The organism is Microbacterium sp. CFBP9023 (assembly GCF_034045055.1).
GTDB lineage: Bacteria > Actinomycetota > Actinomycetes > Actinomycetales > Microbacteriaceae > Microbacterium.
Window position 1 is genome coordinate 342,888 of record NZ_JAXCWI010000003.1, and the last position, 26,126, is coordinate 369,013.

Here is a 26,126-nt window from a genome sequence, read left to right on the forward strand (position 1 = left end):
GGTCGCCGTAGGGCGTGAGGCCGTTGCGACCGGACGGAGCCGTGGCCGTCTATGCCGTCGGACGGACGCCGCTGACGCGGTTCCAGATCTCCACCCGGTGGGTGAAGTCGGCGAGGGCCTCGGATTCCGCGTCGAAGGCGCGGAGCGAACCGGCGATGGGTTGTGCGCGTTCGTCTTGGATCCAGGTCTGGAAACCGTTCCTGCCGAAGGTCAGGACGATGACGTTCGGCTTGCCGCGCGGGTCCTCGAAGAGGGAGTACCCGGCATGGCCGCGTGCGCGGAGGTCGGCGAGCACGGTGTCACGGTTCATGCCAGTCCTCCAGGGACGCTCAGTTCGCGCACGAGTCCGAGTCGCAGATAGAACGAGAGCGGCAGGGGCAGCACGAGCTGGGTGGCGCCGCCGGGTTCGCCGAATGCGGGAGCCACCCTGCCGCTGTAGATGGGCTCGTCCCAGCGGTAGTAGCCGATGTCCACGAGATCATCCAGGTCGCGGCGAAGCGCGGCATCGCCGGATCGCTCGTATGCGGCACGGACGTGTACGCAATCGCCGAGGACGATGAACTGGTGGTACGCCGACGGATTCTCGACCCAGGGGAGCGAGCGCTCAGGATACGCAGCGGGCTGCCCGTTCTCGACGAGGTAGACGTAACGGGTGTTCACGGGGCCGTACATGTCCCAGACCTCCGCGCCGGCCGGCACGGGCTCGCGAGTGAGGGCGCGGCCGTCGGGGCCGATCCAGAGCTCGGTCATGCGGAGTCCCCGATCCGGCGCACAGCGGTGGAATCCGCTGCCTTGTGCGACCGTGCCATCCGCAGGAACTGGTCGAGAGCCTCGGCTTCGGAGGAGAAGCGCGACGGGCCGAAGAACCGGTCGCCGCGCTCGTCGGTGTCCCACACGATCCACTCATCGCCGTCGCGATCGATCCATGCCGACCGTTCGCGACGGCCGGTGCGCCCGAACCAGTTCGCGGTGGCGGTGAGCTGTTCGTCCTGGATGATGCGCTGTGCGTCGGCGGCGGTGAGGTTCGTCATGGGATCTCCTTAAGCAGGCCCAGCGCGATGAGCTGCTCGGCGGTGAGCGGAAGCTGCACCTGGGAGCCGCCACCCGGCGAGCCGAATCCGGGCGCGATGTCTCCCTGGTACCCCTGTGAACCGAGGTATTCGGGCTTGAGACCGCCCGCCAGGAGTTCGTCCTTGACGTGCTGAGGGGCGCTGTCGAACGCACCACGCAGATCGGACAGATCGCCGACGACCTCGTAGCGGTGGTAGTGCGCGGGATTCTCGACGTAGGGCAGGGAACGCTGGTCGTACGTGTACGGCCCGTCATCCGGCACCGGTGAGGTGTATCGACCGTCGGGGGGACCGTAGCGGTCGAGCACGTCACCGGGCTGCGGCGTGTGCGGCTGTCGGATCGGATTGTCGTTGGCATCCAGCACGTACCCGCCGCCGGGCACTTGGCTCCAGTCGATGCTCCCATCCGGCTGAAGGACCTCAGGGCCCTTGGGGATCTGCACGTCGGGTGGGAGCGTGCCGGTGTCGGCGAAGTCGTCGGCGTACTGCGGGTAGTTGCGCTCGAGATATGTCTGGAGCTGCTCGTCGGTGAGCATGCTCTGGTCACGCACGCTGGGACCGGGCGAGGTGGGCCCGTCCGGCGTCGTGCCGTCCGGCGGGTTGTGGGGAGGCGTGCCGTTCGGGCTGTGCGGTGCTCCGGGGCCGGAGGGAGCGTTTCCGCCGCCCGGACCGCGCGAGAAGAGGTCTCCGAGGCGCTGGAAGAGCGCCTTGAGTTCGTCCAGGTGCTTGGCGAGAGCCGTGACGGCGTCGACGAGCTTGAGCACCGTGCCGGAGATCCGGGCGGTCATCGCCGAGACGCGGCTCGTCGCCTGCGCGATGACATATGGGGTGGCGGTGCCGAGTGAGATGACCAGCGTGCTCGCGTAGGAGATCAGCGAGCCCACGAGCTGCGAGAGCGTGTCGCGCACGAGCTCATGAACGACCTGGACGAGCATGGAGGCCGCTTCCATGCCGGTCTTCATGCCGCCCGCCCACGCGCCCGCGGCGGAGATATGAGCGGCGACGTCCGCCTGGAGTCGGAGGTACGCGGCGATCGCCTCGCCCGACATCGAGCTCACGTCGGCGAGTCGGGAATCGAGGGTCTCGCCCGCCTGCTGCAGATGCTGGGCGATGTTGCCCCACGTCGCGGCGAATCCGGCGACCTCACCCGCGTCGCCGGTCAGGTCGTTGAGCCAGCCTTTGAGCGGCTCGAGATGGTCCATGAGCCAGCCCAGACCCGCCGCGATCAGCGATCCGAGCGGATCCATCGCCGTCGCGACGGTGTTCGCCAGGGCGGAGAACGACGCGAGGCCTCCGGCCACCCAGTCTCCGCTCTCGATGGCATTGACGAGCTCATAGCCGTCCTCGAGCAGCCCTGCGCCGCTGAACGGCGTCGTCGGATCGATCGGTCCGGCCACCAGCGGGTTCGGCGGCGTCATCGGACGCCGCCCTCGACCGATGCCATCAGACCGCTGATCGTGTCGAGCTGTCGCTGCTCGCCCTCATCGAAGTCATCGGCGAGACCTTTGAGCTGTTCCTCGGACTGCTCGAGCATGGTCGCCGCGGCGGAGATCGCGCCGATGGCGATCGACGAGACGAGTTGCGCAGGCGGAACCAGGAATGCGCACATCACCCCGAACGCCCCGCCGCCGACGTTCATCGACCCGGCGGCGTTCTCGGCGAGCCTGACATCCGACGCGATCTGGCCGACGCGCTGCGCGTGCCTGCGCACCGTCTCGGTGTCTACCGCGATCAGCTCCGCCATCAGCGGTACTCGATCCGTGGCTGGCCGTCCTGACTCGGGTCGGGGAGCTGAGCGATCTCTTCACGCAGGTGCTCGACGGCTGCGTCGTCCGCGCCGAACGCCTCGGCGGCGATCTCGACGGCCTTCGCGCCGGCCGCGCGCTGCGCATCTCCGGCGAGGGAGACGATCAGAGCGCCCAGCGCTGCGGGGGATCGGTCGTATGCGGCATCCGTGAGCGTGACCTCGGCGAGCCGACCGGAGGAATCCACCGTGACCGCGACATCACGGCCAGGCGACGTCGCCCGCTCACGCACGGCAGCGATGTCGTCGCGCACCTGCTCGGCCTGTGCCGCGCGGCGCTCTGCGTCTTTGACCTGCTGCTCGATGCGGGCCCGTGTGGCGATCGGATCCGACCAGTCGAACGTGTCCGTCATTGTCTCCCCCTGATTCAACGCACAAGAATGCTACCGGACGACATCGGCTCGTCGCCCGCGCTCTGCGGACGTAGGGGCGCTCAGGCGGCGGTAGTAGGCTGGGGGATTGATCGATGTCTCGACATCGAGAGAATTCCAGGCCGCAGCCCAGTGAAGGAAGCACAGTGGATCTGTACGAGTACCAGGCACGAGACGTTTTCGAGAAGTACGGAGTGCCGGTCCTCGCCGGCATCGTCGCCGACACCCCTGAGGAGGTGAAGGCAGCCGCTGAGAAGATCGGCGGCGTCGTCGTCGTCAAGGCCCAGGTCAAGACCGGTGGTCGTGGCAAGGCCGGCGGCGTCAAGGTCGCCAAGACCCCCGACGAGGCGTACGAGGCGGCCAAGGCCATCCTCGGTCTCGACATCAAGGGCCACATCGTCAAGCGCGTCATGGTCGCGCAGGGTGCCCGCATCGCTGAGGAGTTCTACTTCTCCGTGCTGCTCGACCGTGCCAACCGCTCGTACCTGAGCCTCTGCTCGGTCGAGGGCGGCATGGAGATCGAGGAGCTCGCGGTCGAGCGTCCCGAGGCGCTCGCGCGCGTCGAGGTCAACCCGCTGACCGGCATTGACAAGGAGAAGGCCGTCGAGATCGCTCGCGCCGCCAACTTCCCGGAGGACCTCATCGAGAAGGTCTCCGACGTGTTCGTCAAGCTCTTCGACGTCTACAAGGGCGAGGACGCGACTCTCGTCGAGGTCAACCCGCTGGTCCGCACCGAAGAGGGCGACATCATCGCCCTCGACGGCAAGGTCACGCTCGACGACAACGCCTCCGAGATCCGCCACCCCGAGCACGAGGCGCTCGAAGACAAGGACGCAGCGGACCCGCTCGAGGCGAAGGCCAAGAAGAGCGGTCTGAACTACGTCAAGCTCGACGGCGAGGTCGGCATCATCGGCAACGGCGCAGGTCTCGTCATGTCGACGCTCGACGTGGTCGCCTACGCCGGCGAGAACCACAACGGTGTCAAGCCCGCGAACTTCCTCGACATCGGCGGCGGCGCCTCGGCAGAGGTCATGGCCGCAGGCCTCGACGTCATCCTGGGCGACCCGCAGGTCAAGAGCGTGTTCGTCAATGTCTTCGGCGGCATCACGGCGTGCGACGCCGTCGCCAACGGCATCAAGGGCGCACTCGAGACGCTCGGCTCCACGGCGTCCAAGCCGCTGGTCGTGCGCCTCGACGGCAACCGCGTCGACGAGGGTCGTGCGATCCTCGCCGAGTACGCGCACCCGCTCGTCACGCTCGCCAGCACCATGGACGAAGGCGCCGACAAGGCCGCCGAACTCGCCAACGCCTGATCGCAGAGAGACACAAGGACTAGAGAAATGTCGATCTACCTCAACAAGGATTCCAAGGTCATCGTCCAGGGCATCACCGGCGGCGAGGGCACGAAGCACACGGCGCTCATGCTGAAGGCCGGCACCCAGGTCGTCGGCGGCGTGAACGCACGCAAGGCCGGCACCACGGTCGCGCACACCGACAAGGACGGCAACGCCGTCGAGCTCCCCGTCTTCGGCTCGGTCGCCGAGGCCATGAAGGAGACCGGCGCAGATGTGTCGATCGCCTTCGTGCCCGGCGCCTTCACCAAGGACGCGATGATCGAGGCCATCGATGCCGAGATCCCGCTGCTCGTCGTGATCACCGAGGGTGTCCCCGTCGGCGACTCGGCAGAGGCCTGGGCGTACGCCCAGAGCAAGGGCAACACGACTCGCATCATCGGACCGAACTGCCCCGGGATCATCACCCCCGGTGAGGCGCTCGTCGGCATCACGCCGGCGAACATCACCGGAAAGGGACCGATCGGGCTCGTGTCGAAGTCGGGCACCCTGACGTACCAGATGATGTTCGAGCTGCGCGACCTGGGCTTCTCGACGGCCATCGGCATCGGCGGCGACCCCGTCATCGGCACGACGCACATCGACGCGCTCGCCGCGTTCGAGGCCGACCCCGAGACCAAGGCGATCGTGATGATCGGCGAGATCGGTGGCGACGCCGAAGAGCGCGCGGCCGACTACATCAAGGCGCACGTCACCAAGCCGGTCGTCGGCTACGTCGCGGGCTTCACGGCTCCCGAGGGCAAGACCATGGGCCACGCCGGCGCGATCGTGTCGGGCTCCGCGGGCACCGCCCAGGCGAAGAAGGAGGCCCTCGAGGCCGCCGGGGTCAAGGTCGGCAAGACGCCGTCCGAGACGGCCGCACTCATGCGTGAGATCGTCGAGTCGCTCTAAGCGCTAGACTGTAGGAGAAGGCCCTGGACTCCACTCCGGGGCCTTCTTCTATGCCCGGACGCTTTCGACACGCCATGTGCGTAGGGACGACGAAGGGCGGATGCCGCAGCATCCGCCCTTCGTGTTGTTCGTCGTCGCTCAGGCGACGCCGAAGAGCGCCTCGATGGGACCTCGGGCGAAGAAGATCACGAAGCCGACGGCGACGATCCACAGCAGCGGGCTGATCTTGCGGGCCTTGCCGGAGAACGCCTGGATGAGCACCCAACTGACGAAGCCGGCGCCGATTCCGTTGGCGATCGAGTAGGTCAGCGGCATCACGGTCACGGTCAGGAACACGGGCAGCAGCACGTCGAACTCCGTGAGGTCGATGTACTTGATCTGCGCCATCATCATCGCGCCGACGATCACGAGCGCGGCGGCCGCGATCTCGGTCGGGACGATCGAGGTGAGCGGCGTGAGGAACATCGCGAGCAGGAACATGCCACCCGTGATCAGGTTGGCGAATCCGGTGCGCGCACCCTCGCCGATACCCGCTCCGGACTCGATGAACACGGTGCTCGACGACGAGGACGTACCACCACCGACGATCGCGCCGACACCTTCGACGACCAGCGCCGACTTGATGCGCGGGAAGTCGCCGTTCTCGTTCGCGAGGTCGGCCTCCTTGGCGAGACCGGTCATGGTGCCCATGGCGTCGAAGAAGTTCGAGAAGACGAGGGTGAAGACGATCATCACGATCGCGACCAGGCTCACCTTGCTGAAGTCGAAGCTGAAGTCGACCGCGCCGACCAGGCTCAGGTCGGGCAGACCGAACGGCGATCCCGTGAGAGTCGGAACCGTGAGCCCCCAGCCGCCCGCGTTGTCGTCGGATGCGGCTCCGAGATGCCAGATCGCCTCGACGATCACCGCGAGGACGGTGCCGGTGACGAGGCCGATGAGCAGCCCGCCCTTGACCTTGCGCGCGACCAGGATGCCGGTGACGATGAGCGTGACGATGAACAGCACGGTGGGCACGGTCGCGACCGATCCGCCGACGCCGAGACCGACCGGCGGAGATGCGCTGCCGGTCGCGGTGACGAAGCCGGAGTTCACGAACCCGATGAAGGCGATGAACAGGCCGATTCCGACCGTGATCGCGATCTTCAGCTGGAACGGAACCGCGTCGAAGATCATCTTGCGCAGGCCGGTCGCCGCGAGAAGCACGATGACGAGACCGTTGATCATCACGAGAGCCATCGCCTCGGGCCAGGTGACCTGACCGACGACCGAGAAGGCCACGAAGGCGTTGATGCCGAGGCCGGCGGCGAAGCCGAACGGCAGGCGGGTGATGAGACCGAACAGGATCGTCATGATGCCGGCGGTCAACGCGGTGGCGGCGCCGACGGCGCTGAAATCGAGCGTGTCGCCGGCGACGTCGGCCGAGCCGGACAGGATGATCGGGTTGAGGATCACGATGTAGGCCATCGTGACGAAGGTCACCAGGCCCCCTCGGATCTCGGTGCCGATCGTGGATCCGCGCTTGCTGATCTCGAAGAAGCGGTCGAGGGCGTTCTTGGGTTGGGCCTCTGAGCGGGTGGGGGACGGGGCAGTTGTCATCGGGAAACCTCCGCTGGAGACGATATCGTGTCGCCCGAGTCGCGCGCGCCCACAGGCGACGACAGGGTTCTCGTCGTAGTCTCGATTCGATATGCAACGCCTCCTCGTCGCGCTCCTCGCCGCCTTCGATGCCGCAATCGCTGCGGCGGTCGGTCTCGTGGTCCTGCTGGCGCCGCTCACCCTGCTCTGGACGCTCTCGTTCGGCGTCACGGCCGACTGGGGAGCGCTCTGGCCGCTCACCGGCACCCTGTGGCAGTTCGGCCACGGCGTGCCGCTGAGCATCGACGTATCGACCGAGGTGCTCCGCACGACGGGCATCGCACCGGCGGCCGCCGCCTTCACGCTCTCGGTGACACCGCTCGCGTTCCTGATCTTCACGCTGCTCTTCGCAGCCCGCTCCGGCACCCGCGCCGCGCGCGCGGGGGCCTGGCTCCTCGGCTCGCTCTCCGGCTCCCTCACGTTCGCGGCGATCGCGACCGGAGTCGCACTGACCGCCCATCTCGGAGCCGTCGAGACGCCCGTCGTCGAGGCGATCCTGCTTCCGACAGCCGTCTATCTCGTGGGCGCCGTGTGCGGTGCCGTCCGCATCGCCTGGGAGGACGGTGACGGCGGCTTCCTCGACCGGATCCACGACGTCGTCGACTCGTGGGGCGATTGGGGGCCGGTTCCGAGTGCGGCCGTGCGCGGAGCGGCCTTCGCCGTCGTGGGGACCACCGCGGTCTCCGCAGTTGCTGTCGCCGTGCTCACGGCGGCACGAGGCGGCGAGATGGTGGCCCTCTTCCAGGCGGCGCGGGTCGATGCGCTCGGCGCCGGAGTCATCACTCTCGGGCATCTCGCCTATCTGCCCACCATCATCGTCTGGGCGGCCTCCTGGCTCGCCGGACCCGGATTCGCCGTGGGGGTCGGCACAGCGGTGTCCCCGGCGGGCACCCAGCTCGGCGTGGTCCCCGGAATCCCCGTGCTCGGGCTGCTTCCCGAGAGCACGTCGATCTGGATGCTCATCGTCATCATCCTCCCGATCGGCGCCGGTGCCTTCGCCGGATGGGCGGTCCGGTCCCGCCTCGTCTGGGAGGGCACGCCGCTCGGTCTCGCCCCGCGTGCGACGATCGCCCTCGGAATCGGCGTGCTGACCGCCGCTGTCGCCGCTATCGCCGCCCTGTTCGCCGGAGGGTCGATGGGGCCGGGGCGGCTCTCCGAAGCCGGGCCTGCCCCGCTGCCGTTCGCTCTCGCGCTGGGGGGAGAGGTCCTGCTCGGCGCAGCGATCCTGCTCCTGTCGCCCCGCAATCGCGATGAGCTCGCGGAAGAGCGCACCGACCGCTGGGTCGCCGAGATGACGGCATCCGATGCGGTGTCGAACGCGCGCACGGATCCCAGCGACGGAACGGTCGGCTGGCCGGACGGACCGTCGACCTATGACACGGCGCCGCTGGATGACGCGGGCGGATTCCGGCTCCCGCGGCGCGATCCGCGCGATCCCGTCGGCTGACATGCGGCTCGGGGCCTCCCATCGGCCCCGGTAGACTGGGCGCGTGCTCACGGTCGCCGTTCTCATCTCGGGCACCGGCTCGAACCTTCGCGCCCTCCTCGAGGCTGCTCGCCACCCCGATTTCCCTGCGCGGGTGGTGGTCGTCGGCGCCGACCGCGAAGCCGACGGCCTGGCTCACGCCGAGGAATTCGGCATCCCGAGCTTCACGGTTCCGTGGCACGAGCACGAATCGCGCGAAGCCTGGGGCGAAGAGCTCGGCCGCCAGCTCGCCGTCTGGAACGCAGACCTCGTCGTGCTCAGCGGTCTGATGCGTCTGCTTCCTGCCGCTCTCGTCGCCGACCTCTCGCCACGACTGATCAACACGCATCCCGCATACCTGCCCGAGTTCCCCGGCGCACACGGAGTGCGAGACGCGCTCGCCGCGGGCGTCTCGGAGACCGGCGCGAGCGTGATCGTCGTCGACGACGGCGTCGACACCGGCCCGATCCTCGCGCAGGAGCGCGTGCCGGTCGTCGCCGGTGACACCGAGCACAGCCTCCACGAGCGCATCAAGCCCGTCGAGCGCCGACTTCTCATCGACGTGGTGCGCCGCATCGCGACCGGTGAGCTCTCGCTGACCTCAGCATCCTGAACCGATCCACGCACGCCCCCCTCGCACGAAGGAGCCCATCATGGCCGGCCCCCGCCACGACCACTCGCTGTACCGCGATCGCGACACCGTCCCGGTTCGCCGCGCACTCGTCTCGGTGAGCGACAAGTCCGGTCTGCTCGATCTCGCCGCCGCTCTCGCCGGCGCGGGCGTGCAGATCGTCTCGACCGGCTCGACGGCCTCCACGATCCGCGAGGCGGGCTTCGAGGTCACCGACGTCGCCGCCGTCACGGGAGTCGCCGAGATGCTCGACGGTCGTGTGAAGACGCTGCACCCGAAGATCCACGGCGGTCTGCTCGCGGACCTGCGCCTCGAGGATCACGAACGTCAGCTCGCGGATCTCGACATCGCACCGTTCGAGCTCGTCGTCGTGAACCTGTATCCCTTCGTCGAGACGGTCGCCTCCGGTGCCGAGGGCGACGACGTGGTCGAGCAGATCGACATCGGCGGCCCCGCCATGGTGCGCGCCGCGGCCAAGAACCACGCGAACGTCGCGATCGTCGTCTCGCCGCAGTCGTACCCGGGCATCATCAGCGCCATCGAGAACGGCGGCACCACGCTGACGCAGCGCCGCGAGCTCGCGGCCCGCGCCTTCGCCCACACCGCCGCCTACGACACCGCGGTGGCCTCATGGTTCGCGGAGGGCACGCTCGGCGAGGGCGAGGACCTGCCGACGCACCTGACGATCCAGGCCGAGCTGCTGGCGACGCTGCGCTACGGCGAGAACTCGCACCAGCGCGGCGCGATCTACACGCGTGTCGGCGGCCACGGCATCGCCCAGGCGACGCAGCTGCAGGGCAAGGAGATGTCGTACAACAACTACGTCGACGCGGATGCCGCGCTGCGCGCCGCCTACGACATGGTGAAGCCGGCCGTCGCGATCATCAAGCACGCGAACCCGTGCGGCATCGCCACGACCGCACCGAACGCCCTCGACCCGATCGCGAGCGCGCACATCCGCGCCCACGAGTGCGATCCGGTGTCGGCCTACGGGGGAGTGATCGCCGCGAACGGCACCGTCACCCTCAAGATGGCCGAGAATCTGAAGGACATCTTCACCGAGGTCATCGTCGCGCCGTCGTTCGAACCCGCAGCCCTCGAGGTGTTCAAGGCGAAGAAGAACCTGCGTCTGCTGCAGCTGCCGGAGGACTGGCAGCAGGAGCGCATGGATGTGCGCCTCGTCTCGGGCGGCCTTCTGCTGCAGGATGCCGATCGGTTCCCCGACGACATCGTCTCGGTCGCGAAGAACTGGGAGCTCGTCTCGGGCGAGCGCCCCAGCGACGAGGAGATGGAGAACCTCATCTTCGCGTGGAAGGCGTGCCGCGCCGTCAAGTCGAACGCGATCGTGCTCGCGAAGGACAACGCCACGGTCGGCGTCGGCATGGGTCAGGTCAACCGTGTCGACTCGTGCCGCCTCGCGGTCGAGCGAGCCGGTGATCGTGCAGCCGGTTCTGTCGCTGCCTCCGATGCCTTCTTCCCGTTCGCCGACGGTGCGCAGGTGCTCATCGACGCGGGCGTCACCGCGATCGTGCAGCCCGGTGGCTCGGTGCGCGATGAAGAGGTCGTCGACGCCGCACGCAAGGCCGGCGTCACGATGTTCTTCACCGGGGAGCGTCACTTCTTCCACTGAGTGCGGCGGCCCTGAGGCCCAGGCACATCCGAGACCCCTCGCGCCGATGCAGGTGCGAGGGGTCTCGTCGTCGGATGATGCGGCCGATCCCGATGTCCACCGTGATGTCCGATTTCCGCCAGTCGATGTCGGAGGGCGGTGGCAGAGTGGAGGCATGAGCTTCCCCGTGACCGACTTCGATGAGCGATACCGTGCGATCAGCGCGCGTGACACCCGCTTCGACGGGCAGTTCGTGACCGCCGTGCGCTCTACCGGGATCTACTGCCGTCCGAGCTGCCCCGCGCGCACGCCCAAGCCGCAGAACGTCACCTTCTATCCCACCAGCGCAGCGGCGCACGAGGCGGGCTTCCGGGCGTGCAAGCGCTGTCTGCCCGAAGCTGCCCCGGGCTCGCCTGCGTGGGACCTGCGCAGTGACGTCGCGGCGCGGGCGATGCGTCTCATCGCCTCGGGCGTCGTCGAGCGCGAGGGAGTGTCGGGTCTCGCCGTGCGTCTCGGCTATTCGACACGGCACCTGACCCGACTGCTCTCGACCGAGCTGGGGGCAGGTCCGCTCGCCCTCGCGCGGGCGCATCGCGCGCACACGGCGCGCATGCTGCTGGTGGGCACGGACATGCAGATCTCGGATGTCGCTTTCTCGGCCGGTTTCGCGAGCATTCGGCAGTGCAACGACACGATCCGCGAGGTGTTCACTCTGACTCCGGGCGAGCTCCGGGCTCGACGGAAGACCCCGGCGTCCGCTGCTCCCGGTGCGATCGACCTCGTCCTCCCGTACCGCGGGCCGCTCGATGCGTCCGGAATCTTCCAGTGGATGGCTGCGCGTGCGGTATCGGGGGTCGAAGAGGCCGCGACCACATCTTTCTCTCGGCACCTGCGTATGGCGGGCGGGCCCGCGTGGTTCGAAGTGCATCAGGACTCGACGCAGCGACTGCACCTTCGGGCGCGCGTCGCTCAGCTCGGCGACCTCGCTCCGCTGGTGTCGACCGTGCGACGGATCTTCGACCTCGACGCCGACCCTCTCGCGGTCGACGAGGCGCTGAGCGCCCACCCCGAGATCGCTCCGCTGGTCGCGCGCACTCCGGGCATCCGCGTGCCGGGCTCGGCGGATCCGCACGAGATGCTGATCCGTGCCATGGTCGGTCAGCAGATCACCGTCGTCGCCGCGCGCACTGCCCTCACCGCGCTCGCCGACGCGCTGGGGGAGCGCACGGAGCAGGGGCTGCTCTTCCCGACGATGGCGGCGATCGCCGAGCACGGGGCCTCGGTGCTGCGCGGACCGGCCGCCCGCATCAGGGCGATCGTCGGCGCAGCCACGGCCCTCGCCGACGGCAGCCTCGCTCTCACGGTCGGCGACGACGGAGTCGAGCAGCGCGCTGCCCTGCTCGCGATGCCCGGCATCGGCCCCTGGACGGCCGACTATGTCCGGATGCGGGTGCTGGGCGACCCCGACGTGCTGCTCCCCGGCGACGTCGCACTTCGTGCGGGGGCCGCCGCGTCCGGACTGCCGGCGGATCCGCTGCCGCTGGTCGCGTGGGCCGAGCGGGCTGCCCCGTGGCGCAGTTATCTCAGTGCTCACCTCTGGCGAGCAGCGCCCGCACGTCCGGTTCGACGGCCGAGCGCGAGACAGACCACCGCCCTTGTGAAGGAGACCTCATGAACGCCATCATCCAGACCGTCGAGACGCTCGACGGACCGTTCACCATCCTCGCCGACGACCGTCAGCGGGTGCTCGCCTCTGGATGGACGGCCGACCAGGCGACGATCCTCGCACGGCTCGCCGTCCCGGTGCGGCCGACGGAGGTGCGCGAGGGCGAGACGGATGCGGCTGCCGCTGCGCTCTCGTTCTATGCCGGGGACCTCTCTGCGATCGACGCGGTCGCCGTGAAGCAGACGGGCACGGCGCTTCAGCTCACCGGATGGTCGGCGCTGAGGTCGATCGAGCCGGGGGAGCCGCTGACCTACACCTCGTTCGCAGCGCGGCTCGGCAACCCCCGTGCGGTGCGCGCCTCGGCATCGATCTGCGCCCGCAACGCCCCCGCGCTCTTCGTGCCGTGCCACCGTGTGCTGCGTTCGGATGGCACCCTCGGCGGGTTCGCCTGGGGCCTCGATGTCAAGTCGAGCCTGCTGGAGCGAGAAGCCGCGCGGGCATGAATCGGGAATCTCTCTTGTGCTCAGCTTGTTCACAGGAATAGGCTGGTGGGCTGTCGCACCGACCGGGACGACATAGCCGAGCCCCTGAGGAGGACACCATGACATCGATCGCCGCTGTGCAGATCGCCGCTCTCGGCTCGACCCCGGTGCGCCCGCTCCGCTAGAGCCACTTTCCGACACGCACGACCACCGGATGCCGGACTCCGAGAGTCCTTCGCTGCGTCTGCCGCCTTCAGCAACCGCTTCCCCATACGAAACTCGTCTGAGAGACATGTCTTCCTCGCCTTCATCGCAGAACGCCTCCCCTTCCTCCTCCCTTTCCACACCGGCCGCACTGTGGCGCCTGAAGCCTTTCGTCAAGTCCGTCATCTGGCGGCTCGCGGGAGGCGCTGCGAGCGCGCTCGTCGCCGCGATCATCGCACTGATGATTCCCATCGTCCTCGAGCAGATCATCCGCGGTCCTGTGCGGACGGGCGCGATCGATGCGATCGCGTGGGGTGCGCTCGCGGTCTTCGGCCTCGCGCTGGGTGAGGCGCTCATGGTCTGGCTGCGCCGCCAGTTCGTGCTCAACCCCGCAACACAGGTCGAGTACAAGATGCGCACCGAGCTCTACTCGCGCCTGCAGACGCTGCCGGTCTCCTTCCATGACCGCTGGCAGTCGGGGCAGCTGCTGAGCCGGATGATGCAGGACATCGGCCTGATCCGCCGGTGGCTGGCCTTCGGCCTCGTCCTGCTGGTGGTCAACGTCCTGACCATCATCATCGGATCCGTGCTCCTGTGCCGCTGGCACTGGCTGCTCGGAGTGATCTTCATCGTCACCGCCATTCCGCTCTGGATCCGCGGGTACCTCTTCGAGAAGCGCTACGGCGCGCTCACTCGCCGCAGCCAGGACCAGGCCGGCGACCTCGCCACCAGCGTCGAGGAGAGCGTGCACGGCATCCGCGTGCTCAAGGCGTTCGGTCGGGGCAAGCACGCTCTGAGCCGCTTCAGCCGCCAGGCCGAGACGCTGCGTGAGACCGAGATGAGCAAGGCCGGCGCGATCGCGTCGATCTGGTTCTGGCTCGATCTCATGCCGCAGATCGCGTTCGGGCTGAGCTTGATGTCCGGCATCTGGCTGATCTCGCAGGGACAGATCGACGAGGCTCAGCTGTTCGCGTTCTTCGCCATGGCCGTCGTGCTGCGCTGGCCGATCGAATCGATCGGGTTCCTGTTCTCGTTCATGCTCGACGCCCGCACGGCGACCGATCGCGTGTTCGACATCTACTCCGAGACGAACAGCATCACCGACCCCGAGAACCCCGTGCACATCGCGGAACCCCGTGGCGAGCTCGCATTCGACAAGGCGCACTTCCGGTACCAGGACGCGGGCGCAAACGAGCGCGATCTGCTCGACGGCATCGATCTCGTGCTGCGCCCGGGCGAGACCATGGCGCTCGTGGGGCTGACCGGCAGCGGCAAGACCACCCTGACCACCCTGCCCACGCGCCTCTACGACGTCACCGGCGGGCGCGTGACGCTCGACGGCGTCGACGTGCGCGACCTGCCGCTCGCCGAGCTGCGTCAGCACATCGCGATGGCGTTCGAGGACGCCACGCTGTTCTCGGCCACCGTGCGCGAGAACGTCCTGCTCGGACGGGCCGATCTCGACGTGCACAGCGACGAGGCCGAACGAGTGCTGCGCGAAGCGCTCGACGTGGCACAGGCCTCTTTCGTGGACTCGCTCCCCGAGGGGGTCGAGACCGTCATCGGCGAGGAAGGGTTGAGCCTGTCCGGCGGACAGCGTCAGCGTCTCGCACTGGCCAGGGCGGTCGCCGCCAAGCCGAAGGTGCTCGTGCTCGATGACCCGTTGTCGGCGCTCGACGTCGACACCGAGGCTCTCGTCGAAGAGGCGCTGCGGCACGTGCTGGCCGATACGACCGCCATGATCGTGGCGCACAGGCCCTCGACCGTGGCTCTGGCCGACCGGGTCGCGCTGCTCGAATCGGGCCGAGTCACCGCCGTCGGGACGCACAGCGAGCTGCTGAAGACGAGTCGTCACTACCGCCACGTCATCTCCAGCCTCGAGGCTGAGGAGGCGGCGCGCACCGGCGCGATCCCGATCATCCGCGATGAGGAAGACGAGATCGACGCCGTCGTGCAGGACGGGATCCGCCAGGACGCCGCCGACGAAGACATCATCACCGAGAAGGAGGTGCAGCGATGAGCTCCGCGATCACCGGAACCCAGGACGAAGACCGCTCCAGCTACACCAAGGAGGAGAGCCGGGCCATCCGTCGCCGGTCGCTCCGGCTCCTGGGATCGCTCGTGCGTCCGCTGAAGCCGCAGATCACTCTGGCGGCCATCGTTCTCGTCATCTCGACGGCGCTCCAGGTCGCGGGACCGATCCTCATCAGCATCGGTCTCGACCGTGCCCTGCCCGCCGTGCTCGAGCGCGCCGATTGGATGCCGACCTTCATGATCGGCGGGATCTACCTTCTCGCCGGCGCCGTCGCGGCGGCGATGATCGCCTGGTACGTGATCATCGCGGCCAAGCTCACGCAGGCAGTGCTGCTCGACCTCCGCAAGCGGATCTTCCTGCACACCCAGCGCCTCAGCCTGGAATTCCACGAGTCCTACACGTCCGGTCGCATCATCTCGCGTCAGACGAGCGACCTCGACTCGATCAAGGAGCTGCTCGACGGCGGGCTGAACGAGCTCGTCTCCGGCGTGCTGTTCGGCTTGTTCACCTTCATCGCGCTGTGCGTGTGGGACTGGCAGTCCGGGCTCATCCTCGCGATCGGCGGCGTACCCCTGTTCTTCCTGATGCGCTGGTTCTACTCGCGCTCGCAGCTCGTCTACCGTGAGTCGCGCGTCATCAGCGCGAAGGTCATCGTGCAGTTCGTCGAGACCATGACCGGCATCCGTGCCGTCAAGGCCTTCCGCAAGGAGCCTCGCAACGACGTGACCTTCCAGAAGATCGCCGGCGACTACCGGGACGTCAACCGACGCTCGATGCTGCTGTTCGGCACGTTCGAGCCCGGCCTGATGGGCGTCGCGGCGCTCGTGCTCGGAATCGTCGTGCTGTGGGGCGGCATCAGGGTCTCGAACGAGACCCTCACCGTCGGCGTGCTGCTGTCGGCCGTGCTGTACGTGCGCAACTTCTTCGCGCCGATGCAGGAGATCGCGATGTTCCTGAACTCCTACCAGTCCGCCACCGCGGCCCTGGAGAAGGTGTCCGGAGTGCTCGAAGAGGTGCCGACGGTTCCGGATCCCGAGAAGCCGGTCGACCTGTGGGAGTCGCGCGGACACGTGCGGTTCGACGAGGTCACGTTCGGATACAACGGCGAGAAGACCATTCTGCCGAACTTCTCGCTCGACATCCCTGCCGGGCAGACGATCGCGCTGGTGGGTACCACGGGCGCGGGCAAGTCCACTCTGGCGAAGCTGATCTCCCGGTTCTACGACCCGTCGATCGGCACGGTCACGCTCGATGGAGTCGACCTGCGCAGCCTGCATCCGAAGGACCTGCGTCGCGCCATCGTGATGGTCACGCAAGAGGCCTACCTCTTCAGCGGCACGGTCGCCGACAACATCGCTCTCGGAAAGCCCGATGCCTCGCTGGATGAGATCCGTGCGGCTGCCCGCGCGGTCGGGGCAGACGAGTTCATCTCGTCGCTGCCCGACGGATACGGCACCGACGTCAACAAGCGCGGTGGCCGGGTGTCGGCGGGGCAGCGTCAGCTGATCTCGTTCGCGCGGGCGTTCCTCGCGGACCCTGCGGTGCTGATCCTCGACGAGGCGACCGCGTCGCTCGACATCCCCTCGGAACGTCTGATCCAGGATGCGCTGCAGACGCTTCTCAAGGACCGCACGGCGATCATCATCGCGCACCGGCTGTCGACGGTCGCGATCGCCGACCGGGTGCTCGTGATGGAGCACGGCAAGATCATCGAGGACGACACCCCGGAGACCCTCATCAGCGGCACGGGCAAGTTCGCTCAGTTGCACGCCGCCTGGCAGCAGACGCTGGTGTGACCGTCGCCTGAGCGAGCGCGACTGCTGTCGCCCTCCGCGTCTTCTGCGGCCAGGGCGCACTTCTGCGGCCACGACGAGAAATCGTGGCCGCAGAAGGTGACTGTGGCCGCACGAACCGCTGGCCATCATCGGCGCCGAGGGGGTGGAAGATGCAACCCCCGCGCGATCGCGGCCTGCAGAGTGCGCTCGACGTCTTCCCACCCGTGCACGGTCTGCGCATAGGACAGGCGCAACACGGTGTACCCGCGCAGGCGCAGCTCGGCATCATGGGCGACATCGGATCCCCGCTGCGCCGACGAGGAGTGATGTGCGTATCCGTCGATCTGCACGACCAGGTGTGAGCCGATCACGATGTCGACCCGGCGACCCGCGAGCCGGACCTGCTGGCGCAGGGGCACACCCCAACCACTGAGCCGTACGACCACCATCGTCTCCAGGGCCGGAGTCCGACAGTCCGATGACCTCCTCGGCCAGTGCGCGCGACCGTGGCTCACCCCATTCCACCAGTCGAAGAGCTTCGACGTCGAGCCGCTCGATGCGGACGGCCGACTCCCAGATCACCCGTGCGTCCTCGTGGAGGCAGCAGCCGGCGATGTGCGCTAAAGCGTCTTCGACGGACGCCGTGAGTCGCCGCGGGCCGCAGTCGACGAGCGGCGCGCCCCAATGCAGGGTCGCGTCATCTCGGTGGCGGTGCGCATTGGGCCCGACCTGCAGGTGCAGACCGCCCGGCGCTCGATCCGGCACCCACCACCCGCGACGACGTGCGAGCGACACGCAGGTCAGCCGCGCGGATGCCGCGGCAGCCGCCACCAGGTCGTCGGGAGCCGATGCCAGGGCCACCCACTGAGCGCGCAGGCGGCGCACTGCTCCGGAGCGGATCGCCCCACGAACCTGTCTCGGGGCGAAGCCGTGTTCGGCAGCGTCCGATCGGTGGGCGATGCCGCCTCGCGCAGTGAGCCATTCCCTCAGATCCATCGCCTCAGGATGCCGCCCGGCCCACCTCCTCGAAAGCCGGCTACCCGCATCCTGAGGAGAACCGACTGCCGAAGCGGGATGTGGAGGGGCAGTCACGCCCTCCACTTCGGCGGCTCGGGTGAGCTTCTGCGGCCGTGAGCTTCGGCCCTGGCCGCAGAAGGTGACCAAAGCCGCAGATGTGGGGAGGGGGAGGGGGACGAGAGGGAGGAGGGGGAGAGGGAGAGGGGGAGGGGGACAGGAGGAGGGGGACAGGAGGAGGGAGGAGGGGAGGGGAGAGGAGGGAGGAGAGAGGGGGAAGGGACACGAGCCTTGGCTCTGGGTACCATCGAGGTATGGATCCGCTGCTGCTCGCCGTCGAGTTGTGGTGGATCGCGCCCGCCGCAGCCGGGGGTGTCGCAGCCGGCGCGGTCGGGCTGCGTCGCCGCAGCATCAAGAGCGGACGCCGACTCGAGTACGACGCGGCTCGGCATGATCTCAAAGCCGCCAGGCAGACGGCGGTCGAGAGGCGGATGGCCGTCAAGCTGGCCCGCGCCGACGTCGCACGCATCTCGGCCGAACGCAGCGCGCGGCGTGCGACCCCGGAGCAGGTCGCGGGTGCCAAGCGGATGCTGCGGGCGAAGGAGAACGACGCCAAAGCCGCGTCCGCCGACGTCCGCGCCAAGCAGGTGCGCCTGAACGCCGCCCGTGCGGCGATTCCGCCGGCATCCGCACCACGCCCCCTGGAGCGGCTTCAGGCGCAGCACGAGGCGATCGTCGTGCGCTGGATGAGCTACGAGACCGATCCGGGGCTGCAGATCGCCTACCCGGAGATGACCGACGTCCGACAGCCGGCGACTGCGGCGTATCTGCGCGCGGCAGCGCACGCAGTCGAGATGCGCCGTGCCGCCTCCGGAAGGGTCAGCGCGGCGGACTTCGCCGCGTACCGCGACGCCGTCGCCGATCTCGAGCGGGCCTTCGAAGCGGCCGAGCACGCCGCTCGGGTGCACGCGGGAGAGGCGTCCTCGGCATCGTCCACCTGGCAGGATGCCGCGCAGGATGTGATCAGTCGGTCGGCCGAGGCGATCGACCGTGCCGCCGGTGCCGCCGCATCGGCGTTCGCCGCGTGGAACGAACGCAAACGCCCGGACAAGCGCTGAGCGCCGCCTCCGCAGGGCGAAGACGGCGCTCGATGCTCACGTGAGTGCGGTGCCTCAGGCGCCGATCGTCCGTGAGGCGATCAGCTGTCGATACCAGTGCCCCGAGTCCTTGACGGTGCGTTCGAGCGAGTCGAAGTCCACGCGCACGATGCCGAATCTCTTGGCATAGCCGTAGCCCCACTCGAAGTTGTCGAGGAGCGACCACACGAAGTAGCCGCGCAGGTCGACACCGCGCTGGATCGCACGATGAGCGGCCGTGAAGTGCCTGCGCAGGTAGTCGGTGCGCTCGGGATCGGGGACGGAGCCGTCCTCAGCCACCTCGTCGTCGAACGCCGCCCCGTTCTCGGTGACCATGAGCGGCTGCGACGGGAACTGCTCCGACAGCGAGACGAGCAGCTCCTCCAGTCCCTCGGGCGCGATGTTCCATCCCATCGCCGTGTACGGCCCCGGCTGCTCGACGAACTCGACCAGCTGATCGCTGCCCGGCCACGCCGTGCCTCCGGCCGTGCCCTTGTGCCCGTCGTTCTGCTGCTTCTCCGACACCCCGTCCCACAGGCAGACGGTCGCCGTCGAGTAGTAGTTGACCCCGAGCACGTCGATCGGCTGGTTGATCGTGGCGAGGTCGCCATCCTGCACGAACGACCAGTCGGTGACCGATGCCGTGTCGTCGAGGAGGTCTGCGGGGTACTCGCCGCGCAGCATCGGGTGGGTGAAGGCGCGATTCGCGAGACCGTCGATCCGGCGCATGGCCTCGTCAGCGCCGTCGCCGACGCCGCGCAGGACATGGAAGTTCAACGTCACCGAGTAGTCCGGGTCACCGGTCGACGTCGCCCGGAGCGCCTGGATGGCGCGCCCGTGCGCGAGGTTCAGGTGGTGCACGGCCGACAGCGCGGAGGCGGGCTCGTGACGACCCGGCGCGTGACCGCCCTGACCGTAGCCCAGATAGGCGGAGCACCAGGGCTCGTTGAGCGTGGTCCAGGTATGCACCCGGTCGCCCAGTGCTGCGCCCACGATCGACGCGTATCGCTCGAAGGCATCGGTCGTGGCGCGAGAGGTCCACCCGCCCGCATCCTCGAGGTACTGCGGAAGATCCCAGTGGTAGAGGGTCGCCACGGGGCGGATGCCGCGCTCGAGGAGTCCGTCGACGAGACGCGAGTAGAAGTCGATGCCCGCCTGATTGACTCGTCCGTCTGCCGCAGGGACGATGCGCGGCCAGGCGATCGAGAATCGGTAGGCCTGCAGTCCGAGATCCGACATCAGGTCGAGGTCCTCATCGACGCGATGGTAGTGATCGCAGGCCACATCGCCGGTGTCGCCGTTCCACACCTTGCCCGGCGTTCGGCTGAACGTGTCCCAGATCGACGGCGTCCTGCCGTCCTCGTCTGCCGCACCCTCGATCTGGTACGCGGCGGTCGCCGATCCGAACGTGAAGCCCTCGGGGAGGACGAGTCCGGATCCGCGGTAGTCATCGGCGGGGGAGAGGGTCACCGGGTCACCTCCGTCAGGTCGGTTTCGTAGATCTTCTCACGGCCGTCGGGGCTCGTGACCGTCACCGTCGTCGACCCCGATCCGCCGGGGAACACGCGCAGTCGCAGGCCGTCGTGATAGTCGTAGTCCGGCCGATCGGTGCGGGCGCCCCAGGGGAGCGCGGTGCCGGGGCGCACGTACAGCGGCAGTGAATCGAAGGCATGGGTCTCCCGGCGCCATCCGCCGCCCGCGACCGTCTCTCCGGTCAGCAGCGACGTCCACTCGCCCTCCGGGAGATAGAACTCCACCGTTCCGTCCTCCGAGAAGACCGGCGCGACGAGCAGGTCAGAGCCCAGCATGTACTGCCGGTCGAGGTAGCCGACGGCCGGGTCGTCCGGGAACTCCAGCTGCATCGGACGCATCACCGGCAGCCCGGTCCTCGAGGCGATGATGCCCTGCTGATAGAGGTAAGGCATGAGCTGCATCTTCAGGTGCGTGAAGCGCCTCGTCACGTCGACGGCCTCCTCGTCGAAGGCCCACGGCACCCGGTACGAGCTCGAGCCGTGGAAGCGCGAGTGCGAGCCGAGCAGGCCGAACGCCGTCCAGCGCTTGAAGACCCCGGCATCCGGAGTGCCCTCGAAGCCCCCGATGTCGTGACTCCAGAAGGCGAAGCCGCTGAGCGCCAGCGACAGCCCTCCGCGCAGGGTCTCGGCCATCGACGCATAGGTCGAGGTGGAATCCCCGCCCCAGTGCACCGGCATGCTCTGTCCGCCCGCCGTGGCCGAGCGCGCGAACAGCACGGCGTCATCCGCGCCGCGGGCGTCGACGAGCACGTCGTGCACCGCGCGATTGTAGAGATCGGTGTACAGGTTGTGCATGCGCTCGGGGTCGGAGCCGTCGGCCCAGACGACCTCGGTCGGGATGCGCTCGCCGAAGTCGGTCTTGAAGCAGTCCACGCCCTGGTCGATCAACCCGCGGAGCTTCGACTGGTACCAGGCGGTGGCCTCGGGGTTCGTGAAGTCCACGAGACCCATACCCGCCTGCCACAGGTCCCACTGCCAGACCGATCCGTCGGGGCGCTGCACGAGGAAGCCCTGATCGGCGGCCTCGCGGAACAGCGGGGAGCGCTGGGCGATGTAGGGGTTGATCCAGACGCAGACGCGCAGGTCCTTGTCGTGCAGTCGCGACAGCATGCCCTCGGGATCGGGGAACACCCGCGAATCCCAGACGAAGTCGGTCCAGTTGAATTCCCGCATCCAGAAGCAGTCGAAATGGAACACCGACACCGGCAGCTCCCGCGCCGCCATCTCGTCGATGAACGAGTTGACGGTCTGCTCGTCGTAGTCGGTCGTGAAGCTCGTCGACAGCCAGAGCCCGTATGACCAGGCGGGAACCACCGGCGGCCGTCCGGTGAGAGCCGTGTAGCGCGAGAGCACCTCCTTCGGCGTCGGACCGGCGATGACGAAGTACTCGAGCACCTCGCCCGAGACCGAGAACTGCACGCGCTCGACCGATTCCGAGCCGATCTCGTACGACACGTGACCCGGATCGTTCACGAGAACCCCGTACCCGCGGTTCGACACATGGAACGGGATGCTCTTGTACGCCTGCTCGCTCGAGGTCCCGCCGTCGGCGTTCCAGATGTCGACCGACTGACCGTTCTTCACCAGCGGGCCGAAGCGCTCGCCGAGGCCGTAGATGAGCTCGCCCACTCCCAGGTCGAGCTGCTCGTGCACGAAGACGGACCCACTGGGGGTCGAGCCGCCCTGGCGGGCGTTGTCGACGATTCCGGTATCCACCTGCGCGTCCGGAGCGAGCCGGACGTAACCCTGAGCCTTGTGCCCGCTTCCGGTCACACGCCTGCCGTCGACCTCGAAGGACAGGCCCCACGGCGCACCGTGGGTGATCCGCGCCACGAGCGAACCGGCATCCAGGACGCCGCCCGCCTCGCTCACGGACACGGAGGCGGCCCCCGCTCCTGCGCCGGGGAGGCCGAATCCGCCGTGCCAGCGGCCGCCTTCGTGGTGCGCGATGCGCACGCGCACCACCCCTTCGGCGGGAGAGGAGAGCGTGGTCGTGAGCACAGGACGGTTCAGGGTGTCGCCGCGCTTGGCGATCACCATGGTGGGCGCCGTGATGACGATCCCTCGCCCGTCGGGGGTGTCGGTGGTCTCGGCGATGTCATAGGCCTCCTGCGCGTACAGCGCGGTGACCCCTGGACGCAGTTGCCAGAACCCGTCGGTGAACTTCATTACTTGACTGCTCCTGCCGTGATGCCGCGCGTGAGGGTGCGCTGGAAGATGAGGAAGAAGATGAGCGTGGGGATGATGCCGAGCAGCGCTGACGCGCTCGTCGTCGTGACGTCCATGAGCCGGTCGCCCTGCAGCACGCTGATCGCCACGGGGACCGTCTGGTTGGCGTTCGACGCGAGGAAGGTCAGCGGGATCAGGAACTCGTTCCACGTCCAGATGAAGAAGAAGATGAGCAGCACCGACAGGGTCGGACGGCTGATCGGGAAGACGACCCGCCACAGGATCTGCCAGCGGCTCGCGCCGTCGAGAGACGCCGCCTCGAGGATCTCCTTCGGGAACGTCCCGTAGACCGACGACAGCAGATACGTGCCGAACGCCGCCTGGATCACGGTGAAGACGATGATCACCGACCACACGTTGTCGTACAGGCCGACGGACTTGAACATGTAGTAGAGCGGGTAGAGGAGGGCCTCCTGGGGCAGCAGGTTCGCGAGCAGGAAGAGCAGCACGATCCAGCTGCGTCCGCGGACTCGCCCGATGCCGATCGCGAAGGCGTTGAGCATCGAGATGACCACGGCGAGGACGGAGACCACGCCAGCGATGAAGAGCGAGTTCCAGACCTTCTCGGGGAAGTTCACCCTCTCCCAGAACTTGATGATCCCGCCGAAGTCGAGGGTCTCGGGGAACGCCAGCGGACCCGACGTCGCGTAGTCGACCGGCGACTTGAACGAGTTGACCAGCACGAGGTAGAACGGCGCGATGATCAGGAGCGCGCCGATCACGACGAGGGCGAGCATGAGCCAGTCGATCGGACGCTTCTTGGTCATGCCGCCGCGCGGACGGCTGGTGGCCGGCTTGCCGGTGACGATGGCGGTGGTGGCGTGCATCAGAGACCCGCCCTTTCCTTGCGCTCGAGCGAGTTCTGCACGCGGATGAAGATGATCGACACGATCACCACGACGATGGTCAGCACGGTGGCGATGGTCGCGCCGTAGCCGACGTTCCGCTTCGTGAAGAACTCCTGGTAGGCGTAGTACGCGGGCACCAGGGTGGCGCCTGCGGGGCCGCCGCGGGTGATGATGTAGACGGGGCCGAAGACCTTGAGTGCCGCGATCGTGCAGGTCAGAGTGACGACGAAGATCTCCGGGCGGATGATGCTCATCGTGATCGCCGAGAATCGCTGGAACCAGTTCGCCCCGTCGAGTTCGGCGGCTTCGTAGAGCTCAGGGTCGACGCGCTGCAGCGCCGCCATGAAGACGACCACGGGGTAGCCGAGCTGCACCCACACCATGACGACCATCAGCACGATGAGGGCCGAGGGCATCTGGCCGAGCCAGTCGTAGGCGGGGATGCCGAACCATCCGAGGATCTGGTTCAGTGCACCGTCGCCACCCGGCCGGACGATCCAACCGATCACGATGCCGGCGACGGCGATCGGGAGGATCTGGGGGAGGTAGTACGTCGCCCGCAGGAAGCTGCCCACCTTGCCGCCGAACTTGCGTCCGACGACGTCGAAGAGAAGGGCGGCGACCATGAGACCGACGATCGTGGGCACCACGACCATGGCGATGATCATCCACACCGAGTTCGTGAACGAGGTCCAGAAGTCGCTGTCGGTGAGGATCTTCTGCCAGTTCTCGAGACCGATGAACTCCGGTGTGCGGACGCCCTTCCACTTCGTGAAGGTCAGATACACGTTCCAGATCAGCGGGACGATGACGACGACGAGGAGCAGGACGAAGCCCGGGAGCAGGTACATCCAGTAGGCCCCGGTCCCACCGCTGCGCTGCGGGATCGACGGCTCTTCGGGCGGCAGCTTCGTGCGGCCCTCGCGGCGGGTGACGAGTGACATGTTCATCTCCAGGAGGATGCGGGGGCGGCGACGTGCGGTCGCCGCCCCCGCGAGTGGATCAACGGAATTCGGCCGTGCCCTCGTCGTACTGCTCGCCGAGGTTGGTGTTGGTCGTCTCGGCGTCCTGCGTGCCGGTGATCAGACCCTGGAGCTCCTGGACGATCACGTCGTAGAAGCCGGGGGCGGGCCAGTCGGGGTAGAACGAGAGTCCGTCGGCCTCGAGCACGCCGTTGAACGTCTCGATCAGGGCCGCGCTCTTCTCATCGGTGATGTCGGCGGTGTCTGCCGCGACGGGGAGGCCGCCGTTGTTGCCGATGATCGCCTGGATCTCCGGCCGCATCGTGATGTCGATGAACTCGTACGCGAGCTCCTTGTTCGCGGCGTTCTCGGGGACGACCCACAGGTTGCCGGACGAGCCGAGCGAGAGATCCGCTCCAGGGAACGCCGTCATCGTCCAATCGAAGCCGGTGGCCTCCGAGACGAAGCGTCCGAACCACCAGGAGCCCGAGACGAAGATCGGCGAGGTGCCGTTGATGAACGAGACACCGGCGTCCTCGGCCTTGACCGATGAGACGTCCGAGGCGATGTAGCCCTTGTCGACGTATTCCTGGAGCGTCTCGGAGGCGGCGGTGACCTCCGGGCCCTGCCAATCGACCTCTCCGTCGTAGAGCTGATAGGAGTCGACGAAGTCGCGGTCTCCCTCGAGCAGCGCGAGCTGATACCACAGCTGTCCGAGCGGGTACTCCGCGCCGGCCTCGGCGAGAGGGGTGACTCCCTGTGCGACGAACGCGTCGAGCACGTCGACGAACTCCTCGTAGGTGGTGGGGATCTCGAGCCCTGCCGCGGCGAACGCGTCCTGGTTGTAGTAGACGCCGACGAACTCGCCGTAGTTCGGGACGCCGAACCACGTGTCACCGCCCATCACACCGTCTTCGGAGTACTTCGCGGTGGTCTGGAGAGAGGGTGCGAGCTTCTCGTCCCACCCGTACTCCTCGACGGCGTCGGAGATGTCGGCGATCAGGCCGGTGGAGGCGAGGAAACCGGCCGTCGCGTTGCCCTTGTTGAACTCCATGAGGTCGGGGGCGGCGTCCGTGTCGAGCACCTGGCTGGCGGTCTTCTGGATCTGTTCGAAGGACTTCTCCTCGAACTCGACCTTCGCGCCGGTCTCCTCCTCGAAGATCGCGATCGCCTCGGCCCACGCCTTGCCCATCGCGCTGTCGGCGCCCTCGTAGTGCCAGAGCTTGAGGGTGTCGCCGCCGCCCCCCTCGTCGCCGGAACCGGCGGTGCATCCGCTCAGGGCGATGCCTGTCGCGGTGAGAGCGGCGAGAGCCGCCAACGTCTTCGTCCTGCGGGTGGTGCGTGCCATCGTCGGCACTCCTTTCTCGGTGGCCCTGGGGCCGGACACTTCAGTGGGTCGGGTGTTCAGTTGTGAT

General features: G+C 68.0%; 23 protein-coding genes. 10 read left to right on the forward strand and 13 right to left on the reverse strand.

What is annotated here, in order from left to right:
- Positions 1-49: 49 nt before the first annotated feature.
- From SOM10_RS16330 to SOM10_RS16355, 6 genes are read right to left on the reverse strand one after another with little or no spacing between them, the layout of a single operon-like run.
- Positions 50-310, reverse strand: coding sequence for a hypothetical protein (locus SOM10_RS16330; protein ID WP_053099000.1), 261 nt, complete (start codon positions 308-310; stop codon positions 50-52).
- The gene (locus SOM10_RS16335) at positions 307-750 is read right to left on the reverse strand and encodes a hypothetical protein (RefSeq protein ID WP_320491136.1); all 444 of its coding nucleotides are present in this window, start codon (positions 748-750) and stop codon (positions 307-309) included. Before SOM10_RS16335 ends, SOM10_RS16330 begins: the two co-directional genes overlap by 4 nt.
- A complete protein-coding gene (locus SOM10_RS16340; RefSeq protein ID WP_056277343.1) occupies positions 747-1,031 on the reverse strand; it encodes a hypothetical protein in 285 nt (94 codons plus the stop codon). Before SOM10_RS16340 ends, SOM10_RS16335 begins: the two co-directional genes overlap by 4 nt.
- On the reverse strand, positions 1,028-2,488 hold the full coding sequence (locus SOM10_RS16345; RefSeq protein WP_053099003.1) for a glycohydrolase toxin TNT-related protein: 1,461 nt from the start codon (positions 2,486-2,488) through the stop codon (positions 1,028-1,030). Before SOM10_RS16345 ends, SOM10_RS16340 begins: the two co-directional genes overlap by 4 nt.
- Entirely contained in the window at positions 2,485-2,814 is a 330-nt protein-coding gene (locus tag SOM10_RS16350; protein ID WP_053099004.1) for a type VII secretion target, read from the reverse strand. Before SOM10_RS16350 ends, SOM10_RS16345 begins: the two co-directional genes overlap by 4 nt.
- Positions 2,814-3,227: a YbaB/EbfC family nucleoid-associated protein gene (locus tag SOM10_RS16355; RefSeq protein ID WP_320491140.1), complete on the reverse strand. Its 414-nt coding sequence runs from the start codon at positions 3,225-3,227 to the stop codon at positions 2,814-2,816. Before SOM10_RS16355 ends, SOM10_RS16350 begins: the two co-directional genes overlap by 1 nt.
- A 164-nt stretch (positions 3,228-3,391) precedes the next feature.
- On the opposite strand from SOM10_RS16355, the gene sucC reads away from it, so the two are divergent.
- The gene (gene sucC, locus SOM10_RS16360; protein ID WP_053099006.1) at positions 3,392-4,558 is read left to right on the forward strand and encodes an ADP-forming succinate--CoA ligase subunit beta; all 1,167 of its coding nucleotides are present in this window, start codon (positions 3,392-3,394) and stop codon (positions 4,556-4,558) included.
- A 27-nt stretch (positions 4,559-4,585) separates the two neighbouring features.
- On the forward strand, positions 4,586-5,488 hold the full coding sequence (gene sucD / locus SOM10_RS16365) for a succinate--CoA ligase subunit alpha (RefSeq protein ID WP_056277351.1): 903 nt from the start codon (positions 4,586-4,588) through the stop codon (positions 5,486-5,488).
- A 138-nt stretch (positions 5,489-5,626) separates the two neighbouring features.
- On the opposite strand, the gene SOM10_RS16370 is transcribed toward sucD, so the two are convergent.
- Positions 5,627-7,084: an NCS2 family permease gene (locus SOM10_RS16370; protein WP_053099008.1), complete on the reverse strand. Its 1,458-nt coding sequence runs from the start codon at positions 7,082-7,084 to the stop codon at positions 5,627-5,629.
- Between the two features lie 91 nt (positions 7,085-7,175).
- Between SOM10_RS16370 and SOM10_RS16375 the strand changes: the two genes are divergently transcribed.
- From SOM10_RS16375 to SOM10_RS16405, 7 genes are all read left to right on the forward strand, one after another.
- Positions 7,176-8,570: a DUF6350 family protein gene (locus SOM10_RS16375; RefSeq protein ID WP_285364883.1), complete on the forward strand. Its 1,395-nt coding sequence runs from the start codon at positions 7,176-7,178 to the stop codon at positions 8,568-8,570.
- Positions 8,571-8,613: 43 nt separating this feature from the next.
- A complete protein-coding gene (gene purN, locus SOM10_RS16380; RefSeq protein WP_056277354.1) occupies positions 8,614-9,201 on the forward strand; it encodes a phosphoribosylglycinamide formyltransferase in 588 nt (195 codons plus the stop codon).
- A 40-nt stretch (positions 9,202-9,241) separates the two neighbouring features.
- Positions 9,242-10,849, forward strand: a complete 1,608-nt coding sequence (purH, locus tag SOM10_RS16385; RefSeq protein WP_053099011.1) for a bifunctional phosphoribosylaminoimidazolecarboxamide formyltransferase/IMP cyclohydrolase — start codon at positions 9,242-9,244, stop codon at positions 10,847-10,849.
- 154 nt (positions 10,850-11,003) lie between these two features.
- A complete protein-coding gene (locus SOM10_RS16390) occupies positions 11,004-12,503 on the forward strand; it encodes a DNA-3-methyladenine glycosylase 2 family protein (protein WP_056277357.1) in 1,500 nt (499 codons plus the stop codon).
- Positions 12,500-12,997 (forward strand): methylated-DNA--[protein]-cysteine S-methyltransferase, encoded by a 498-nt coding sequence (locus tag SOM10_RS16395; protein WP_320491143.1) that lies wholly within the window; start codon positions 12,500-12,502, stop codon positions 12,995-12,997. The genes SOM10_RS16390 and SOM10_RS16395 overlap by 4 nt, the downstream gene beginning before the upstream one ends.
- Positions 12,998-13,268: 271 nt before the next feature.
- On the forward strand, positions 13,269-15,200 hold the full coding sequence (locus SOM10_RS16400) for an ABC transporter ATP-binding protein (protein ID WP_320491144.1): 1,932 nt from the start codon (positions 13,269-13,271) through the stop codon (positions 15,198-15,200).
- Positions 15,197-17,011: an ABC transporter ATP-binding protein gene (locus tag SOM10_RS16405; RefSeq protein WP_053099015.1), complete on the forward strand. Its 1,815-nt coding sequence runs from the start codon at positions 15,197-15,199 to the stop codon at positions 17,009-17,011. The genes SOM10_RS16400 and SOM10_RS16405 overlap by 4 nt, the downstream gene beginning before the upstream one ends.
- 125 nt (positions 17,012-17,136) lie before the next feature.
- On the opposite strand, the gene SOM10_RS16410 is transcribed toward SOM10_RS16405, so the two are convergent.
- Positions 17,137-17,436: an endonuclease domain-containing protein gene (locus SOM10_RS16410; RefSeq protein WP_320491145.1), complete on the reverse strand. Its 300-nt coding sequence runs from the start codon at positions 17,434-17,436 to the stop codon at positions 17,137-17,139.
- An 882-nt stretch (positions 17,437-18,318) separates the two neighbouring features.
- Between SOM10_RS16410 and SOM10_RS16415 the strand changes: the two genes are divergently transcribed.
- Positions 18,319-19,122 carry a hypothetical protein gene (locus SOM10_RS16415; RefSeq protein ID WP_320491146.1) on the forward strand — a complete coding sequence of 268 codons (804 nt, stop codon included), beginning with the start codon at positions 18,319-18,321 and terminating at the stop codon, positions 19,120-19,122.
- A gap of 54 nt (positions 19,123-19,176) precedes the next feature.
- Here SOM10_RS16415 and SOM10_RS16420 read toward each other — a convergent pair whose 3' ends face one another.
- From SOM10_RS16420 to SOM10_RS16440, 5 genes are read right to left on the reverse strand one after another with little or no spacing between them, the layout of a single operon-like run.
- Positions 19,177-20,610 carry a GH1 family beta-glucosidase gene (locus tag SOM10_RS16420; RefSeq protein WP_320491147.1) on the reverse strand — a complete coding sequence of 478 codons (1,434 nt, stop codon included), beginning with the start codon at positions 20,608-20,610 and terminating at the stop codon, positions 19,177-19,179.
- Positions 20,607-22,841 (reverse strand): alpha-xylosidase, encoded by a 2,235-nt coding sequence (gene yicI / locus SOM10_RS16425; protein ID WP_320491149.1) that lies wholly within the window; start codon positions 22,839-22,841, stop codon positions 20,607-20,609. The genes SOM10_RS16420 and yicI overlap by 4 nt, the downstream gene beginning before the upstream one ends.
- Positions 22,841-23,728 carry a carbohydrate ABC transporter permease gene (locus SOM10_RS16430; RefSeq protein ID WP_198032385.1) on the reverse strand — a complete coding sequence of 296 codons (888 nt, stop codon included), beginning with the start codon at positions 23,726-23,728 and terminating at the stop codon, positions 22,841-22,843. Before SOM10_RS16430 ends, yicI begins: the two co-directional genes overlap by 1 nt.
- Positions 23,728-24,693: a sugar ABC transporter permease gene (locus tag SOM10_RS16435; protein ID WP_320491151.1), complete on the reverse strand. Its 966-nt coding sequence runs from the start codon at positions 24,691-24,693 to the stop codon at positions 23,728-23,730. The genes SOM10_RS16430 and SOM10_RS16435 overlap by 1 nt, the downstream gene beginning before the upstream one ends.
- A 58-nt stretch (positions 24,694-24,751) precedes the next feature.
- Positions 24,752-26,059 carry an ABC transporter substrate-binding protein gene (locus tag SOM10_RS16440; RefSeq protein ID WP_320491153.1) on the reverse strand — a complete coding sequence of 436 codons (1,308 nt, stop codon included), beginning with the start codon at positions 26,057-26,059 and terminating at the stop codon, positions 24,752-24,754.
- Positions 26,060-26,126: the final 67 nt, after the last annotated feature.

What these genes read in the sequence shown, in the direction of transcription:
- SOM10_RS16330 (WP_053099000.1), bottom strand. Translation starts at nt 310, where the DNA reads ATGAACCGTGACACCGTGCTCGCCGACCTCCGCGCACGCGGCCATGCC.
- SOM10_RS16335 (WP_320491136.1), bottom strand. Translation starts at nt 750, where the DNA reads ATGACCGAGCTCTGGATCGGCCCCGACGGCCGCGCCCTCACTCGCGAG.
- SOM10_RS16340 (WP_056277343.1), bottom strand. Translation starts at nt 1,031, where the DNA reads ATGACGAACCTCACCGCCGCCGACGCACAGCGCATCATCCAGGACGAA.
- SOM10_RS16345 (WP_053099003.1), bottom strand. Translation starts at nt 2,488, where the DNA reads ATGACGCCGCCGAACCCGCTGGTGGCCGGACCGATCGATCCGACGACG.
- SOM10_RS16350 (WP_053099004.1), bottom strand. Translation starts at nt 2,814, where the DNA reads ATGGCGGAGCTGATCGCGGTAGACACCGAGACGGTGCGCAGGCACGCG.
- SOM10_RS16355 (WP_320491140.1), bottom strand. Translation starts at nt 3,227, where the DNA reads ATGACGGACACGTTCGACTGGTCGGATCCGATCGCCACACGGGCCCGC.
- sucD (WP_056277351.1), top strand. Translation starts at nt 4,586, where the DNA reads ATGTCGATCTACCTCAACAAGGATTCCAAGGTCATCGTCCAGGGCATC.
- SOM10_RS16370 (WP_053099008.1), bottom strand. Translation starts at nt 7,084, where the DNA reads ATGACAACTGCCCCGTCCCCCACCCGCTCAGAGGCCCAACCCAAGAAC.
- SOM10_RS16375 (WP_285364883.1), top strand. Translation starts at nt 7,176, where the DNA reads ATGCAACGCCTCCTCGTCGCGCTCCTCGCCGCCTTCGATGCCGCAATC.
- purH (WP_053099011.1), top strand. Translation starts at nt 9,242, where the DNA reads ATGGCCGGCCCCCGCCACGACCACTCGCTGTACCGCGATCGCGACACC.
- SOM10_RS16390 (WP_056277357.1), top strand. Translation starts at nt 11,004, where the DNA reads ATGAGCTTCCCCGTGACCGACTTCGATGAGCGATACCGTGCGATCAGC.
- SOM10_RS16395 (WP_320491143.1), top strand. Translation starts at nt 12,500, where the DNA reads ATGAACGCCATCATCCAGACCGTCGAGACGCTCGACGGACCGTTCACC.
- SOM10_RS16400 (WP_320491144.1), top strand. Translation starts at nt 13,269, where the DNA reads ATGTCTTCCTCGCCTTCATCGCAGAACGCCTCCCCTTCCTCCTCCCTT.
- SOM10_RS16405 (WP_053099015.1), top strand. Translation starts at nt 15,197, where the DNA reads ATGAGCTCCGCGATCACCGGAACCCAGGACGAAGACCGCTCCAGCTAC.
- SOM10_RS16415 (WP_320491146.1), top strand. Translation starts at nt 18,319, where the DNA reads ATGGATCCGCTGCTGCTCGCCGTCGAGTTGTGGTGGATCGCGCCCGCC.
- yicI (WP_320491149.1), bottom strand. Translation starts at nt 22,841, where the DNA reads ATGAAGTTCACCGACGGGTTCTGGCAACTGCGTCCAGGGGTCACCGCG.
- SOM10_RS16430 (WP_198032385.1), bottom strand. Translation starts at nt 23,728, where the DNA reads ATGCACGCCACCACCGCCATCGTCACCGGCAAGCCGGCCACCAGCCGT.
- SOM10_RS16435 (WP_320491151.1), bottom strand. Translation starts at nt 24,693, where the DNA reads ATGTCACTCGTCACCCGCCGCGAGGGCCGCACGAAGCTGCCGCCCGAA.
- SOM10_RS16440 (WP_320491153.1), bottom strand. Translation starts at nt 26,059, where the DNA reads ATGGCACGCACCACCCGCAGGACGAAGACGTTGGCGGCTCTCGCCGCT.